Origin of the sequence: Pseudomonas purpurea (genome assembly GCF_039908635.1) — a bacterium.
Classification (GTDB): domain Bacteria; phylum Pseudomonadota; class Gammaproteobacteria; order Pseudomonadales; family Pseudomonadaceae; genus Aquipseudomonas; species Aquipseudomonas purpurea.
This window is the reverse complement of sequence record NZ_CP150918.1, coordinates 375,749-391,145: the sequence shown is the minus strand read 5'-3', so window position 1 is coordinate 391,145 and position 15,397 is coordinate 375,749. Positions and strand designations below refer to the sequence as shown.

The window sequence follows — 15,397 nt, the reverse complement described above, 5'->3', positions numbered from 1 at the left end:
TTCCCCTCTTTACACCCAGGGCTCACAACGAACCCCACCCGTTTTGGGGTCCCTGATACAGGCAGGTCAGGGGTTCCTTCTTTACACCAGGCTCAGCCGCCTGCGCAGCAGAGCCCTCCCGTTTCGGGAACCCTGGTACAGGCAGGCCGGGGATTCCCTCTTTTACTGCGCCTGAAGATGGACCTCCAACCGCCAGCGACCCTCGACCTCGCTACCGGCCCCATTCCCCCTTCAGGGGCCGGGCCGCCACCAGCGTCAGCAACAAACCCTTGTCACTCAAGCGCACCCGCCAGTTCACGTCCCTGTCATTGAGCTTCAATTGGCCTTTCTGCGCCTTGCCTTCGGCCTCGAACAGCAAAGCAACGCTGCCGTCGATCAGTTCGCCATGGGTCTTGGGCTCATTGTTGAACCACACCACCAAACCATCGCCGCTCACCTCGACCTGCTGTAACTCGGCGGGATCAGGGGTGGTCAGGCGACCGATCATCATGCCGACCATCACGCCCACAATCGCCAACGAGGCCATCACCCGAGGGAATAGCTTCGGTCGCGGGTCCACTTCCGGCGTAGAATGCCGGCCATCTTTACCTTCGGAGCCGTGCATGTTTCACGTCATCCTTTTTCAACCAGAAATTCCGCCGAATACCGGCAACGTTATCAGGCTGTGCGCCAACAGCGGCTGCCACCTGCATTTGATCGAACCGCTGGGCTTCGAGATGGACGACAAACGCCTGCGCCGGGCCGGGCTCGACTACCACGAGTATGCCACCCTGCAACGCCACGCAGACCTTGCCAGCTGTCTGGAGAGCCTTGGCCATCCGCGGTTGTTTGCCTTCACCACCAAAGGTTCGCGGCCGTTCCACGACGCCAGCTTCGCCGAGGGTGATGCCTTTCTGTTCGGCCCGGAAAGCCGTGGCCTGCCGGCCGACGTGCTGGACGCCCTGCCGGCCGAACAACGCCTGCGCCTGCCCATGCGCGAAGGTTGCCGCAGCCTGAACCTGTCCAACACTGTGGCGGTGGCCGTGTACGAAGGCTGGCGCCAGCTCGGCTTTAAGTAACACCCCCTAACAAATGTGGGAGCGGGCTTGCTCGCGAAGAGGTCATCAGTTTCAACATGAATGCTGACTGATGCACCGCTTTCGCGAGCAAGCCCGCCCCCACATTGGACGTGCTGCGACGCTCAGGAACGCTTACTGAACGGTCTGTGCGCCGTCTTGCTGCATGCGTTGCAGTTCTTGCGCGTACAGTGCGTCGAAGTTCACCGGAGCCAGCATCAGGGCCGGGAACGAACCGCGGGTCACCAGGCTGTCCAGGGTCTCGCGAGCGTACGGGAACAGGATGTTCGGGCAGAACGCACCCAGGGTGTGGCTCATCGACGCGTCGTCGAGGTTCTTGATCAGGAAGATACCGGCCTGCTGGACTTCAGCAATGAACGCCACTTCGTCGCCGTTTTTCACGGTCACCGACAGGGTCAGCACGACTTCGTGGAAATCGCCTTCCAGGGCTTTCTGACGGGTGTTCAGGTCCAGACCGACGCTCGGTTCCCACTGCTGGCGGAAGATTGCCGGGCTTTTCGGGGCTTCGAACGACAGGTCACGCACGTAGATGCGCTGCAAGGAGAATTGCGGTGCGGTTTCTTCTTCGCTAGCTGCAGTGTTCTGTTGGTCAGTCATCTCAGATCCTTCTTGATCTTGGGGTCTTGTAGGGTTTGCTGTTTTTGGCTGCTCTTAACTGCGGCAGTCAGGCCTTGAGCAACGCATCAAGCTTGCCAGCGCGGTCCAAAGCAAATAAATCATCACAACCACCCACATGGGTGCTGCCGATCCAGATTTGCGGCACGGACGTGCGCCCCGCTTTCTGACTCATTTCGGCACGCACCTGCGGTTTGCCATCGACCTTGATCTCTTCGAAGGCTACGCCCTTGTTCTCGAGCAGGTACTTGGCGCGCGAGCAGTAGGGGCAGTAATCGCTGGAATAGACGACGACGTTGGTCATTTCACTTCACCAGCGGCAGATTGTCGGCTTTCCAGCTGGACACACCGCCGGACAGCTTGGCAGCGGTGAAACCGGACTTCATCAGCTCGCGAGCGTGAGTACCGGCGTGCTGGCCCATGGCGTCGACCAGAATAAGGGTCTTGGCCTTGTACTTTTCCAGTTCGCCAACGCGCGCCATGAGTTTGTCCTGCGGGATGTTCAGCGCGCCAACGATGTGGCCTGCGGCGAAATCCTTGCTTGGACGGATATCGATCACTACGCCCTCGTCCTTGTTGACCAGCGCCGTCAACTCACCGGTGCTGAGGCTGCGGCCGCCGCGGCTCAACTCATGGGCAATCAACAGCGCCAACAAGATGACGAAGGCGCCTACGAGCAAGTAGTGTTCAGTGGCGAATTGAATCAGGTGAGCAACCATCAAGGAGGTTCCAGGGCGTTAAAATGTCGGCCAGTATACACAGCCACTATGGTGGGCCAAACCCCGTCCGGCGGTGACGCCGAATGAACTTGCCTTTAAACTGCCACTCCCTTTTCCATCGCCCCTTTTAACTCAAGCCAGAGTGGAATCTATGACTACGACGCCTAAACCTTTGGTCCTGATGATTCTCGACGGCTTCGGTCACAGTGAGAGCCAGGAATCCAACGCCATCTTCGCGGCCAGGAAGCCGGTCCTCGACCGTTTGTACGCCACTGTACCGAACGGCCTGATCTCGGGCTCGGGCATGGACGTCGGTCTGCCGGACGGCCAGATGGGCAATTCGGAAGTCGGCCACATGAACCTCGGCGCCGGCCGGGTGGTTTACCAGGACTTCACCCGCGTGACCAAAGCGATCCGCGACGGCGAGTTCTTCGATAACCCGACCATCTGCGCGACGGTGGACAAAGCCGTTGCCGCCGGCAAAGCCGTGCACTTCATGGGCCTACTGTCCGATGGTGGCGTTCACAGCCACCAGGATCACCTGATCGCCATGGCCGAACTGGCCTTCAAGCGCGGTGCCGAGAAGATCTACCTGCACGCCTTCCTCGACGGCCGCGACACACCGCCAAAAAGCGCACAGTCGTCCATCGAGCTGCTGGACGAAGCCTTCAAGACCCTGGGCAAAGGCCGGATCGCCAGCCTGATCGGGCGTTACTTCGCCATGGACCGCGACAACCGCTGGGACCGCGTGGCCCAGGCCTACAACCTGATCGTTGATGGCAACGGCGAATTCAACGCCGCCACCGCTCAGGAGGGCCTGCAAGCGGCCTACGAGCGTGGCGAAAGTGACGAATTCGTCAAAGCCACCAGCATTGGCGAGCCGGTCAAAGTGGAAGACGGCGACGCCGTGGTCTTCATGAACTTCCGCGCCGACCGCGCCCGCGAGCTGACCCGGGTGTTCGTCGAAGACGACTTCAAGGACTTCGAACGCGCCCGCCAGCCAAACCTGGCCGGTTTCGTCATGCTCACCCAATACGCCGCCAGCATTCCTGCACCGTCGGCTTTCGCGCCGGGCAGCCTGGAAAACGTACTGGGCGATTATCTGGCAAAAAACGGCAAGACCCAGCTGCGCATTGCCGAAACCGAGAAGTACGCCCACGTGACCTTCTTCTTCTCCGGCGGTCGTGAAGAACCGTTCCCCGGCGAAGAACGCATCCTGATCCCGTCGCCGAAAGTCGCCACTTATGACTTGCAGCCCGAGATGAGTGCCCCTGAAGTCACTGACCGGATCGTCGACGCCATCGAAAACCAACGCTATGACGTAATCGTGGTGAACTACGCCAACGGCGACATGGTCGGTCACAGCGGCGTGTTCGAGGCGGCGGTTAAAGCGGTTGAATGCCTGGACCTGTGCGTCGGTCGGATCGTCGAGGCACTGGAAAAAGTCGGCGGCGAAGCGCTGATCACCGCCGACCACGGTAACGTCGAGCAAATGTCCGACGCGTCCACCGGCCAGGCCCACACCGCTCACACCACCGAACCCGTACCGTTCATCTACGTGGGCAAGCGCGACCTCAAGGTCCGCGAAGGCGGCGTGCTGGCCGATGTGGCCCCGACGATGCTGATGCTGATGGGGCTGGAAAAACCGGCGGAAATGACCGGGACCTCGATTCTGGTGTAACCCAACCTTCCAAACACCACCAAACCCTGTGGGAGCGAGCCTGCTCGCGATAGCAATCTGATAGCCAACATCGATGTTGAATATTAGGACGCCATCGCGAGCAGGCTCGCTCCCACATTGGTTGTGGGTAGTTTGATAGAACAATTTTCTCCACAACCCGGTCCAGTTATCACACAGCCCGAAATGGACGTTTTTTTTGCAGCCTTGGGCGGGCATACTAGGCTGTCTTTTTTCCCTCTGGTGTCGCCCGCCTCTATGCTTCGCGCCCTGATTGCCCTTGCTCTGACCTGCCTGCTCCTACCGGCCTTCGCCGACGAGCGCGCGCAAACCCAACAACAGTTGGACGCCACGCGTCAGGATATTGCCGAGCTGAAAAAGCTGCTGGGCAAATTGCAGGAAGAAAAATCCGGCGTGCAGAAAGAATTGCGCGGCACCGAAACCGAGATGGGCAACCTGGAGAAGCAGGTCGACACGCTGCAAAAAGAGCTCAAGAAAAGCGAATCCGAGCTGCAGCGACTCGATGCAGAGAAAAAAAAACTCCAGAGCGCGCGCACTGAACAGCAACAACTGATCGCCACCCAGGCCCGTGCGGCCTACCAGAATGGCCGTCAGGAGTACCTCAAGCTGCTGCTCAACCAGCAGAATCCGGAAAAATTCGCCCGCACCCTGACCTACTACGACTACCTGAGCCAGGCACGCCTGGAACAGTTGAAGAGTTTCAACGAAACCCTGCGCCAACTGGCTAACGTCGAGCAGGACATCGCAATGCAGCAGGCCCAGTTGCTGGTGCAGAAAAGCAGCCTGGACAGCCAGCGCAATGAACTCGACAAGGTCCGCAAGGAACGTCAACAAGTGCTGGCCAAGCTCAGCGACGACGTGAAGGCCCGCGATCAAAAGCTGCAAGCCCGCGAGCAGGATCAGGCCGACCTGTCTAAAGTACTCAAAACCATCGAAGAAACCTTGGCGCGTCAGGCCCGAGAGGCAGAAGAGGCGCGACAGAAAGCGTTGATCGCCCAGCAGGAAGCCGAAAAAAAGCGTTTACGTGAGGCTCAGGCAAACGCGACTGACGCCCCACGCAAACCGGTTAAATCGACACCCGGCGCCCTGGTTTCAAGTTCAGGCGAGACCTTCGGCGGCCCTTTTGCTTCAACCCGTGGAAAACTTCCATGGCCGGTTGATGGTCGACTGCTTGCCCGCTTCGGTGAAACCCGTGGCGACGATGCCCGCACCAAATGGGATGGCGTGATGATCAGCGCCTCCGCTGGCAGCCAGGTGCATGCCGTGCATGGCGGGCGCGTGGTGTTCGCCGACTGGTTGCGTGGCGCCGGCCCTGCTGGTGATCCTGGACCACGGCAATGGCTTTTTAAGTCTTTACGGCCACAATCAGACGCTGCTTAAAGCGGCGGGAGATGTGGTCAAGGCAGGCGAGTCCATCTCCACTGTGGGTAACAGTGGTGGCCAGGACACGCCCGCGCTGTATTTCGCTATTCGTCAGCAGGGTCACCCGAGTGATCCAGCACAATGGTGTCGTGCGCAAGGATAAGCGCCGGACCTAAATTAGGAGTTCGTTCGACATGCTGCATTTGTCCCGCCTCACCTCGCTGGCCCTGACGATCGCGTTGGTGATCGGCGCGCCTCTGGCGTTTGCCGCCCAAACCGCGCCGCCAGCGACGGCTGCGACCACTCAGTCGCCATTGCCGCTGGACGAGTTGCGCACCTTCGCCGAGGTCATGGACCGGATCAAGGCAGCCTATGTCGAACCGGTCGACGACAAGACCCTGCTGGAAAACGCCATCAAGGGCATGCTCAGCAACCTCGACCCGCATTCGGCCTACCTGGGCCCGGAAGACTTCGCGGAACTGCAGGAAAGCACCAGCGGTGAGTTCGGTGGCCTGGGCATCGAAGTCGGCGCTGAAGACGGCTTCATCAAGGTCGTTTCGCCCATCGATGACACCCCGGCATCCAAGGCGGGCATCCAGGCGGGCGACTTTATCGTCAAGATCAACGGCCAGCCGACTCGCGGCCAGAGCCTGACCGAAGCCGTCGACAGGATGCGCGGCAAGATCGGCCAGAAAATCACCCTGACCCTGGTCCGCGATGGCGGCACGCCGTTCGACGTGACTCTGGCCCGCGCGGTCATTCAGGTCAAAAGCGTGAAGAGCCAGTTGCTGGAGTCCGGCTACGGCTACATCCGCATCACCCAGTTCCAGGTCAAGACCGGCGAAGAGGTCTCCAAGGCCCTGGCCAAGCTGCGCAAGGACAACGGCAAGAAGCTCAACGGCATCGTGCTTGATTTGCGCAACAACCCGGGCGGCGTGCTGCAATCGGCGGTGGAAGTGGTCGATCACTTCATCACCAAAGGCCTGATCGTTTACACCAAGGGCCGGATTGCCAACTCCGAGCTGCGTTTCTCGGCCACCGGCAAGGACGAAAGCGAAGCGGTGCCACTGGTGGTGCTGATCAACGGCGGCAGCGCCTCGGCCTCGGAAATTGTTGCCGGCGCCCTGCAAGACCAGAAGCGTGCCGTGGTCATGGGCACGACCAGTTTCGGTAAAGGCTCGGTGCAAACCGTGTTGCCGCTGAACAACGACCGCGCATTGAAAATCACCACGGCGCTGTACTTCACGCCGAACGGTCGCTCGATCCAGGCCCAGGGCATCGTCCCAGACATCGAAGTGCGCAAGGCGAAGATTACCAGCGAGCAGGACGGCGAGTACTTCAAGGAAGCCGACCTGCAAGGTCACCTGGGCAATGGCAACGGCGGTGCCGACAAGCCAACCGGCTCAAGCGGCAAAGCCAAGCCAATGCCACAGGACGATGACTACCAGTTGGCCCAGGCCCTGAGCCTGCTCAAAGGCTTGAGCATTACGCGCAACCATTGAGATGCGCTTACCGCGACTACTGGGTCTGCTGTGCTGTCTGACGGGTGTTGCTCACGCCGCGCCCGCCGAGACAGCGACCTCGCCTCACAAAGCCTACCTGAGCCTGATCATCGATGACCTGGGGCAAAACCTGCCCCGGGATCGCCGCGTGCTGGCGTTGCCCGGCCCGGTGACCACGGCAATCATGCCCGACACGCCCCACGCGACCGAATTCGCCCGCGAAGCTCATCGCGCCGGCAAAATCGTCATCCTGCACATGCCCATGGACCCAGCCACCGGGCCGTTCGCCTGGCATCCCGAGCTGCCCATCGAAGAACTCGAAAAACGCCTGAACGCGGCATTCAAGGTCGTGCCGTACACCAGCGGCCTCAACAACCACATGGGCAGCCGCATGACTGCCCAGCAGCCGGCCATGGCCTGGTTGATGGGTGAGCTGCAACGTCGGCACAAGTTCTTCGTCGACAGCCGCACCAGCGCGCAGACCGTTGCGGCGGCCGAGGCGCAGAAAATTGGCTTGGCGAGTGTTTCACGGGATGTGTTTCTCGATGACGAACGAACCGAAGCCGCCATCTTCACCCAGCTCCAGACGGCCATCAACCTGGCGCGCAAACAGGGCTCGGCAGTGATGATCGGGCATCCGTATCCGCAAACCCTGGCGGTGCTGGAGCGCGAGTTGCCCAAGCTCAAGGCTCAGGGCATTGAGTGGATCGATATCAAGTCGATGATCGGCCTGCGTGGCAACCGAGCGACGCCAGCGCATGGCAAGGATGGAAACTATCGCTCCCCCGCTCACGAGTAGCTGATTCCTCAAGCACAGCGTCACTCGCCAACACGTGCTCCGCACAGCCTTATCAGCGCACTCGACGCAATAATTATCTATCTCTCAGGACACAAAGGGCCGTGCCAGGATAGGACTCACCCTGAATTTCATCACCAAGGAATGGCCATGAAATGCATGAGTCACCTGCCAGCCTGGGGGCTTGTCGGCCTCTTGGTCGCGGGCCCCGCTGTACACGCGCGCGACCTGGGAGAAGGCGCCGCCAACAACTCGGCTTCAAAAGCCCTTCAAAACGCTGACAACCGATACGCCCTCTGGAGCGGTATCGGCCGCCTGGCTCACCGCTCCGGCACGTCCTGCACCGCCGCTCTGCTTGATACCCGAAACAGGCACGGCAAAGCGGTGGGCCCGGCCTACCTGATCACTGCCGGTCACTGTGTTGCCTTTGCCTACGGTACCGCCCACCTGGACGAGCCCATTGACGCGACCATCACCTTCAGCTTTTTCCATGACACGCCCAAGCAACACATGACTTATCCGACTCGAATGGCTCGCTGGACCAGCATCGTGGGCACGGACCTGGCGATACTTGAAGTTGAGGCTTCACTGGCAACGCTTATCAAGAAAGGTATCAACCCACTCAAACTCGCCAGCCATCAGCACTCCACAGCCCATAACGTGCTCAACCTGGGCGCACCCGCAGGTTACAAAGAGAAAGGATTACGCTTGAGTGCCTGCTCGGAGGGAATGGCCGGAACCTTCATCGATCACCCAGGCGTTTTTTCGCTGGCCATGAGAAACCTCTGCGATTTGCGTGGTGGCAGCTCGGGCAGCCCGATGCTTGATCGCCAGAACAATGAAATCACCAGCATCGTCAGCAAAGTCGCTGCCACGTCAAGCAATCAGGCGTCGCCCGACTGCCATGCAACGGCGGCCTGCCAAGCGGCCACGTTCAACTACAGCTACCCGGCCAACTTCCTGCACCTGTGCTTTATCGAGGGTATTTTCGATGCGAATGCGCCGGACTGCTCACTCAAGCCTGTGAACCTTACGGTTACCCAACCCTGGAACATCAAGGCTTATGTACACACGCAAAAAAACACGGAGGGGCACATCACCTGGCCGACGTGGAATTTCGGATTTTCACTGGATGACCCGTTCTACCGCTACAAAGCCGTGCGCAACGCCAGGGACTGCCAAACACCGGGCAACTACAGCGACGCCATCCACTCCGAAGATGCCTACATCAACAACGGCATAGGCCCTCAACCTGGCGCGCATGCACTCTGCATCATGGGTGTCGCCTCGCCAGCGCAGCCACTCACTCGGTCATCGCTGAAAAATGCTTTTACCCACGCGGTGTATTTGACCTCTGCCGAGTCGATGCCCCGTATCAGTCCTGACTACCGTGTCACTTGGGACCTCTTGCATGCGGACTTCATCCACAACTTTTTCTACTCAGCCCCCGCTGACGGTCAGCACTGTGGCGACATTGATGACCCTCGTTACAAGCCTGTTCCCGAGAGCATCACCTTTGCCGAAGAACAACTGCCGATCATGCTGTGCAGCTATGTTCGCAACCGCTCCGGGCAACCGTCATCGATACGCACCGACCTGATTGAGCGCCCCTGAACATCCCTAGAGATACCGCGCCATGATGTCGTCGACCACGCCTTCCTTGCGCAACTGATCCAGTGCGGCCTGAAGCCGGGCGACGATTTCATCCGGCACGTTTTTGTTCAGCGCCAGGTACAACTCGGCGCTGTTGAAGCGCAGCACAGTCTTGAGGCCGGTCACGCCGTCCTGTCGAGCCAGGTAACGACCGGCCGGATCGCCAGTGGCCCAGAGGTCGATCTGGCCGTTGACAAGCTTCTTGGCGTTGTCCTGATCACGCAGCACCACTATGGGCTTGAGCCCTTGCTTGATCAGGGTTTCGGCAATCGCGTCGCCCTTGTAGGCGCCAATCTTGTATTTACGCGCCTGCTCCAGGGAGTCGAGGGTGATCTTGCTGTCCGCCTTGGCCAGCAGGATCCAGTCGTCCGGGCCGATGGGGCCGACCCACTTGAAGAGTTTTTCCCGGTCCGGCAGGCGCGCCGTCACAAACACGCCGTATCCCGGTTTTTCCAGGGCGAGTTTATAGATCCGCTCCCAGGGGAAGCGCAACGTCAGGCTGTAGGTGATGTCGGCACGCTTGAACATCTCGCGGACGATGTCCACGGCGATGCCGTTGATGTTCTCGTCCTGAGCGAAGTTCTTGCCGTTCTTGGCCATGTTGTACGGCGGGAAGTTTTCCGTCAGCAGCACCAGGGAGGTGCCCGGATTGTCTGCGGCGTGTGCGCTCGCTGCGAGCAACACCGAAGCACTGGCAAGAGCGAGAAGAAGACGTTTGAGCATGACAGTTACCGGAATCCATGGCGTGCCCCAGAGTGCCGTGAGGCCGCCATGCTGTCCAGTGGCCTTTATCGACCTAGCGCACGCAGATTCCGCGTTGAGCCATGTAGGCCTTGGCCTCTGGCACGGTGTATTCGCCGAAGTGGAAAATACTCGCCGCCAACACCGCGCTGGCGTGACCTTCGAGGATGCCGTCCGCCAAGTGCTGCAAATTGCCGACACCGCCAGAGGCGATCACCGGAATGCCCAGCGCATCGCTGATGGCCCGGGTAACGCCCAGGTCGAAACCGTTTTTCATGCCATCCTGGTCCATGCTGGTCAGCAGGATTTCACCCGCCCCCAGGCCTTCCATCTTCTTCGCCCACTCCACCGCGTCCAGCCCGGTGGGCTTGCGACCTCCGTGGGTAAAGATCTCCCAGCGCGGGGTTTCGCCCGGCAGTGAAACCTTCTTGGCGTCGATGGCGACAACGATGCATTGCGAGCCGAAATGCTGCGCGGCTTCGCCGACGAACTCAGGGTTGAACACCGCCGCCGTGTTGATCGAAACCTTGTCCGCGCCGGCATTGAGCAGGTTGCGGATGTCTTGCACGGTCCGCACGCCGCCGCCCACGGTCAGCGGGATGAACACCTGGCTGGCCATGCGCTCAACGGTATGCAACGTAGTGTCGCGACCATCGACGCTGGCGGTGATGTCGAGAAAAGTAATCTCGTCGGCACCTTGCTCGTCGTAGCGACGGGCAATTTCCACCGGGTCGCCGGCGTCACGGATGTTCTCGAACTTCACACCTTTGACGACCCGGCCGTTGTCCACGTCCAGGCAAGGGATGATGCGTTTGGCCAGCGCCATGGTGAGTCCTCAGCCTTTGTACGAATCGCAGAAGGCTTGCGCTTCGGCGACGTCGAGGGTGCCTTCATAGATCGCCCGGCCAGTGATGGCGCCGATGATGCCTGGCGCCTTGGCGTCGAGCAGCGACTTGATGTCACCCAGGTTGTGAATGCCGCCCGAGGCGATCACCGGAATCCGCGTGGCCGCAGCCAGTGCAGCGGTGTACGACACGTTGCAGCCCTGCATCATGCCGTCTTTGGCGATGTCGGTGTAAACGATGGCGGACACGCCGTCAGCTTCGAACTGCTTGGCCAGGTCGATCACCTGCACGGTGCTGATTTCAGCCCAGCCGTCGGTGGCGACAAAACCGTCCTTGGCGTCCAGGGCCGACGATCACCTTGCCCGGAAAGGCGCGGCAGGCTTCAGCGACGAAGGCTGGGTCTTTCACGGCTTTGGTGCCAATGATCACGTAGCTCACGCCCGCTTTCACGTAGTGCTCGATGGTTTCCAGCGAACGAATGCCGCCACCGATCTGAATCGGCAGGTTTGGGTAACGCTTGGCGATAGCCGTGACCACTTCGCCGTTGACCGGTTGGCCTTCGAAGGCGCCGTTCAGGTCGACCAGATGCAGACGGCGGCAACCGCCCTCCACCCACTTGGCAGCCATGCTCACCGGGTCATCGGAGAACACCGTGGAATCTTCCATGCGGCCCTGGCGCAGACGTACGCAGGCACCGTCTTTAAGATCGATAGCGGGAATAATCAGCATCTGGCAAACCTTCAAATTCGAGTATTCAGCTTCGCTCGGAAATCAGTTTTTCTCGAGCGCCCACAAGTCGCTTTCGATGCTTTCGAACCTCTCTTTGAGGTGCGTCTGCACATCGAAAATCGCCCTGTTGTAATAGTGCGGAGCAATTTCACGGGTAAACAGCTCAAGAATCTCAGCCGCCTCGAACGAGCCCAGGTCGAGTTCGAAGCGCTCTTCCATGAAACGCTTGATCTTGTGGTTGGCCTCGTTCTCCTGCTCGGGAGTGAGGGTCAGGATCGGCGGCTTGGACTTCTTGACGGCCATTACCAGCGACCGTCCCACGCTGCGAAGTTCTGCAGCAATTGCAGGCCATGGGTATGGCTCTTCTCCGGGTGGAACTGCACGGCGAAACGCGAGCCCTCGGCCAGCGCTGCGGCGAAGTCCACGCCGTAGTGACCGCCACCCACCACCTGGCGCGGATTACCGGCGGCGATGTAGTAGCTGTGCACGAAGTAGAAACGCGCCAGGTCCGGGATGTTGTGCCACAGCGGGTGATCCACCGTCTGCTTCACTTCGTTCCAGCCCATGTGCGGGACTTTCAAGTGTTCGCCGTCCTCGTGCAGACCTTTGCCGAAGAACTTCACCTGGCCAGGAAACAGGCCGATGCAGTCGACGCCGTCGTTCTCTTCACTGCGTTCGAGCAAGGCTTGCATGCCCACGCAGATGCCGAGGAACGGACGGTCCTGGCTGACTTCACGCACCAGCGAGTCGAAGCCCAGCCGACGGATCTCCGCCATGCAGTCGCGAATCGCGCCCACACCGGGGAAAACCACGCGGTCGGCTTCGCGAATCACGTCGGCATCGCTGGTGATCAGTACCTTGCCGGCACCTACGTGTTCGAGGGCCTTGGCCACCGAGTGCAGGTTGCCCATGCCGTAATCGATAACCGCGACCGTCTGCATTACAGAACGCCCTTGGTTGAAGGCATTTGCCCGGCCATGCGTTCATCCAGCTCGACGGCCATGCGCAGGGCGCGGCCGAAAGCCTTGAACACGGTTTCGATCTGGTGGTGAGTGTTGGTGCCACGCAGGTTGTCGATGTGCAGGCTGACATTGGCGTGGTTGACGAAGCCCTGGAAGAACTCCTGGAACAGGTCCACGTCAAAACCGCCGACGGTGGCGCGGGTATAGGGCACGTGCATTTGCAGGCCTGGGCGACCGGAGAAATCGATCACCACGCGCGACAGCGCTTCATCGAGCGGCACATAGGCGTGGCCGTAACGACGGATGCCTTTTTTGTCGCCGATGGCTTTGCTGAAGGCTTGGCCCAGAGTGATGCCGACGTCTTCCACCGTATGGTGGTCGTCGATATGCAGGTCGCCCTTGCTCTCGATATCCAGGTCGATCAGCCCGTGACGGGCGATCTGGTCCAGCATGTGCTCAAGAAAAGGTACACCGATATCAAATCGGGCCTTTCCGGTGCCATCCAGGTTGATCGAGGCTTTGATCTGGGTTTCCAGAGTGTCGCGCTCGACGGACGCCTTACGTTCGGCCATCACCAGCTCCGCAAAATCATTGGGCGAAAAAGGCAGCCATTATAGGGTCGCGAAGGACAAACTTAAAACACGGGAAATGATGTCCCTGACGGACAGAACCCAATGCCGCCGGGGGTGTACATGTCCATACAAGCGGTTTCGTTGCAAACACCGCAAAATAAATGTGGGAACGAGCTTGCTCACGATGAGGCCCTCACATTCAACATTTCTGTCGACTGTCGGACCGCCATCGCGAGCAAGCTCGCTCCCACAGGGTCGGTGCAATTCAGGTCTGAACAGAAGCTTTCAGGCCAGCCTGGGAAATACCTCAGTGGAACAGCACCGCCGTTTTCTGCAACGTGACCCACACACCCCACGCCAGCGGAATGCCTACCACCAGCCAGGCCGCGATGGTCAACGGCAGGCTGCCCGGCGACGCTTTCCACTCCAGCACGGTGCTGCTGTCAGCGCCCTTGTCATGGCCTCGCGCCTGTTCGGCGGCGAGTTCGGCGTCGGTCATGAAGTACTTGTCAGCCACCGGGCGCACCAGCAGGTTGCAGAGGAAACCCAACGCCAACAGGCCCGCGAGGATGTACAACGTGATGTCATACGCTGCCGCACGCTCGACGCCGATTGCCAACTGATACTCGCGCAACAGCGTCACCAGCACCGGCCCGAGAATCCCCGCCGCCGCCCACGCGGTCAGCAAGCGACCGTGAATGGCACCGACCATTTGCGTACCGAACAGGTCCGCGAGGTACGCTGGCACCGTTGCAAAACCACCGCCATACATCGACAGGATGATGCAGAACGCAGCCACGAACAGCGCGATGTTGCCCAGGTGACCAAGGTTAGGAATCAGCGCATACAGGGCGAAACCCAGGGCAAAGAACACGAAATAGGTGTTTTTGCGGCCCAGATAATCCGAGAACGACGCCCAGAAGAACCGTCCACCAATGTTGAACAAGCTCAGCAAACCGGTGAAACCGGCGGCAATCGCGGCGATCTGCGCCAATTGCGCAGTATCCAGCTGATTGAAGGTCAGGTCGTTGCCCAGCAATTTGCCGGCGAATACTTCCTGCAACAACGGCGACGCCATGCCGATAATCCCGATACCCGCCGACACGTTCAGGCACAGCACCAGCCACACCAGACGAAACTGCGGGGTTTTCCAGGCCACGTTCACGTGCACATGGCGGTGGGTGATCATCGCGTTCGCGGCTTTCTTCGCCGGCGCACTCCAGCCCTCAGGCTTCCAGCCCGTTGGCGGAACACGATAGGCCAAGGCGCCGCCGATCATGAACACGAAGTAGATCGCGGCCATCACCAGGAAGCTCTGCCACACGCCCACGCTGGTGGGCGTCGCAAAGTGACTCATCAAGGCCGCCGCCAGCGGAGCGCCGACCATCGCACCACCGCCAAACCCCATGATCGCCATGCCGGTGGCCATGCCGCGCTTGTCCGGAAACCACTTGATCAGGGTCGAGACTGGCGAGATGTAACCTAGCCCCAGTCCGATACCGCCAATCACCCCGGAGCCGATCCACATCAGCCAGATCTGGTGGGTATAAACCCCCAGCGCCGAAATCAGCAGACCGCCGCACCAGCACAGCGCCGAAACGACACCGGCCTTGCGCGGCCCGGCGTGCTCCAGCCAACCGCCCCAGATCGCGGCCGAACAGCCCAGGAAAATGAAAAACAGGGTGTAGATCAGGCTGAGCATCGAAATCGGCCAGTCGCACCCGGACGAAAAGATCTGCGCGATCAAGCTCATTTCCGGCGCACAGGCCACGGTGGTCGTGACGCCCAGTGCCTTGGACAGCGGCAACCAGAACACCGAAAAACCGTAGGCCATGCCGATGCAAAGGTGGATGGCCAGTGCGGCCGGTGGCACCAGCCAACGGTTGAAACCGGGCCTGGCGATGATGCGCTCCTTGGACAGGAACGCAGGCTGGACGGGAGCAATGCCCGCCTCGGTGCTCGTGCTCATTAGTGTTTCCCCCAATTATTAGTAGGGTTCGCCAGCCACCCGCCTCCCACAGCCTTGTGCACGCAGGCATGGCCGTTTTTTTCGGTGAGGCTCCATTAGGGCGCGACGCGAAGTCGCAGAAGGACGGACGAACGGGCAGAGGTTACCATTTGCCCGT

14 protein-coding genes and 3 pseudogenes are annotated in these 15,397 nt (G+C 60.2%); 6 read left to right on the top strand and 11 right to left on the bottom strand.

Features of this window, described 5'->3' with window-relative positions:
* Positions 1–162: 162 nt before the first annotated feature.
* Positions 163–604, bottom strand: a pseudogene (locus AABM54_RS01795) (hypothetical protein).
* Between AABM54_RS01795 and AABM54_RS01790 the strand changes: the two are divergent.
* The gene (locus AABM54_RS01790; RefSeq protein ID WP_347903328.1) at positions 603–1,058 is read left to right on the top strand and encodes a tRNA (cytidine(34)-2'-O)-methyltransferase; all 456 of its coding nucleotides are present in this window, start codon (positions 603–605) and stop codon (positions 1,056–1,058) included. The pseudogene AABM54_RS01795 and the gene AABM54_RS01790 overlap by 2 nt on opposite strands.
* Positions 1,059–1,190: 132 nt before the next feature.
* Here AABM54_RS01790 and secB read toward each other — a convergent pair whose 3' ends face one another.
* The 3 genes from secB to AABM54_RS01775 all read right to left on the bottom strand — a co-directional run bounded on the left by secB (position 1,191) and on the right by AABM54_RS01775 (position 2,410).
* Complete coding sequence (gene secB, locus AABM54_RS01785) at positions 1,191–1,673, bottom strand: protein-export chaperone SecB (protein ID WP_347903326.1); 483 nt, start codon at positions 1,671–1,673, stop codon at positions 1,191–1,193.
* Between the two features lie 67 nt (positions 1,674–1,740).
* Positions 1,741–1,995, bottom strand: coding sequence for a glutaredoxin 3 (gene grxC, locus AABM54_RS01780; RefSeq protein WP_347903324.1), 255 nt, complete (start codon positions 1,993–1,995; stop codon positions 1,741–1,743).
* Position 1,996: 1 nt separating this feature from the next.
* Entirely contained in the window at positions 1,997–2,410 is a 414-nt protein-coding gene (locus AABM54_RS01775) for a rhodanese-like domain-containing protein (protein ID WP_347903322.1), read from the bottom strand.
* Positions 2,411–2,561: 151 nt separating this feature from the next.
* Between AABM54_RS01775 and gpmI the strand changes: the two genes are divergently transcribed.
* The 5 genes and pseudogenes from gpmI to AABM54_RS01750 all read left to right on the top strand — a co-directional run bounded on the left by gpmI (position 2,562) and on the right by AABM54_RS01750 (position 9,383).
* The gene (gpmI, locus tag AABM54_RS01770; protein WP_347903320.1) at positions 2,562–4,091 is read left to right on the top strand and encodes a 2,3-bisphosphoglycerate-independent phosphoglycerate mutase; all 1,530 of its coding nucleotides are present in this window, start codon (positions 2,562–2,564) and stop codon (positions 4,089–4,091) included.
* Between the two features lie 255 nt (positions 4,092–4,346).
* A pseudogene (locus AABM54_RS01765) lies at positions 4,347–5,634 on the top strand (murein hydrolase activator EnvC).
* A 31-nt stretch (positions 5,635–5,665) separates the two neighbouring features.
* The gene (locus AABM54_RS01760; RefSeq protein WP_347903319.1) at positions 5,666–6,973 is read left to right on the top strand and encodes a S41 family peptidase; all 1,308 of its coding nucleotides are present in this window, start codon (positions 5,666–5,668) and stop codon (positions 6,971–6,973) included.
* 1 nt (position 6,974) lies between these two features.
* Entirely contained in the window at positions 6,975–7,772 is a 798-nt protein-coding gene (locus AABM54_RS01755) for a divergent polysaccharide deacetylase family protein (RefSeq protein WP_347903318.1), read from the top strand.
* Positions 7,773–7,919: 147 nt separating this feature from the next.
* Positions 7,920–9,383 carry a serine protease gene (locus AABM54_RS01750; protein ID WP_347903316.1) on the top strand — a complete coding sequence of 488 codons (1,464 nt, stop codon included), beginning with the start codon at positions 7,920–7,922 and terminating at the stop codon, positions 9,381–9,383.
* A 6-nt stretch (positions 9,384–9,389) separates the two neighbouring features.
* Here the strand turns inward: AABM54_RS01750 and AABM54_RS01745 are convergent, their stop codons facing one another.
* The 7 genes and pseudogenes from AABM54_RS01745 to AABM54_RS01715 all read right to left on the bottom strand — a co-directional run bounded on the left by AABM54_RS01745 (position 9,390) and on the right by AABM54_RS01715 (position 15,240).
* Positions 9,390–10,145, bottom strand: coding sequence for an ABC transporter substrate-binding protein (locus AABM54_RS01745; RefSeq protein ID WP_347903315.1), 756 nt, complete (start codon positions 10,143–10,145; stop codon positions 9,390–9,392).
* 73 nt (positions 10,146–10,218) lie between these two features.
* Positions 10,219–10,989, bottom strand: a complete 771-nt coding sequence (hisF, locus tag AABM54_RS01740) for an imidazole glycerol phosphate synthase subunit HisF (RefSeq protein WP_054595158.1) — start codon at positions 10,987–10,989, stop codon at positions 10,219–10,221.
* Positions 10,990–10,998: 9 nt separating this feature from the next.
* Positions 10,999–11,737: pseudogene (gene hisA, locus AABM54_RS01735) on the bottom strand (1-(5-phosphoribosyl)-5-[(5-phosphoribosylamino)methylideneamino]imidazole-4-carboxamide isomerase).
* 42 nt (positions 11,738–11,779) lie between these two features.
* Entirely contained in the window at positions 11,780–12,040 is a 261-nt protein-coding gene (locus AABM54_RS01730) for a DUF2164 domain-containing protein (protein WP_347903314.1), read from the bottom strand.
* Positions 12,040–12,678: an imidazole glycerol phosphate synthase subunit HisH gene (gene hisH / locus AABM54_RS01725; protein ID WP_347903313.1), complete on the bottom strand. Its 639-nt coding sequence runs from the start codon at positions 12,676–12,678 to the stop codon at positions 12,040–12,042. The genes AABM54_RS01730 and hisH overlap by 1 nt, the downstream gene beginning before the upstream one ends.
* Positions 12,678–13,271 (bottom strand): imidazoleglycerol-phosphate dehydratase HisB, encoded by a 594-nt coding sequence (gene hisB / locus AABM54_RS01720; protein ID WP_347903312.1) that lies wholly within the window; start codon positions 13,269–13,271, stop codon positions 12,678–12,680. Before hisB ends, hisH begins: the two co-directional genes overlap by 1 nt.
* A gap of 307 nt (positions 13,272–13,578) precedes the next feature.
* Positions 13,579–15,240 carry an OFA family MFS transporter gene (locus tag AABM54_RS01715; protein ID WP_347903311.1) on the bottom strand — a complete coding sequence of 554 codons (1,662 nt, stop codon included), beginning with the start codon at positions 15,238–15,240 and terminating at the stop codon, positions 13,579–13,581.
* Positions 15,241–15,397 lie beyond the last annotated feature (157 nt).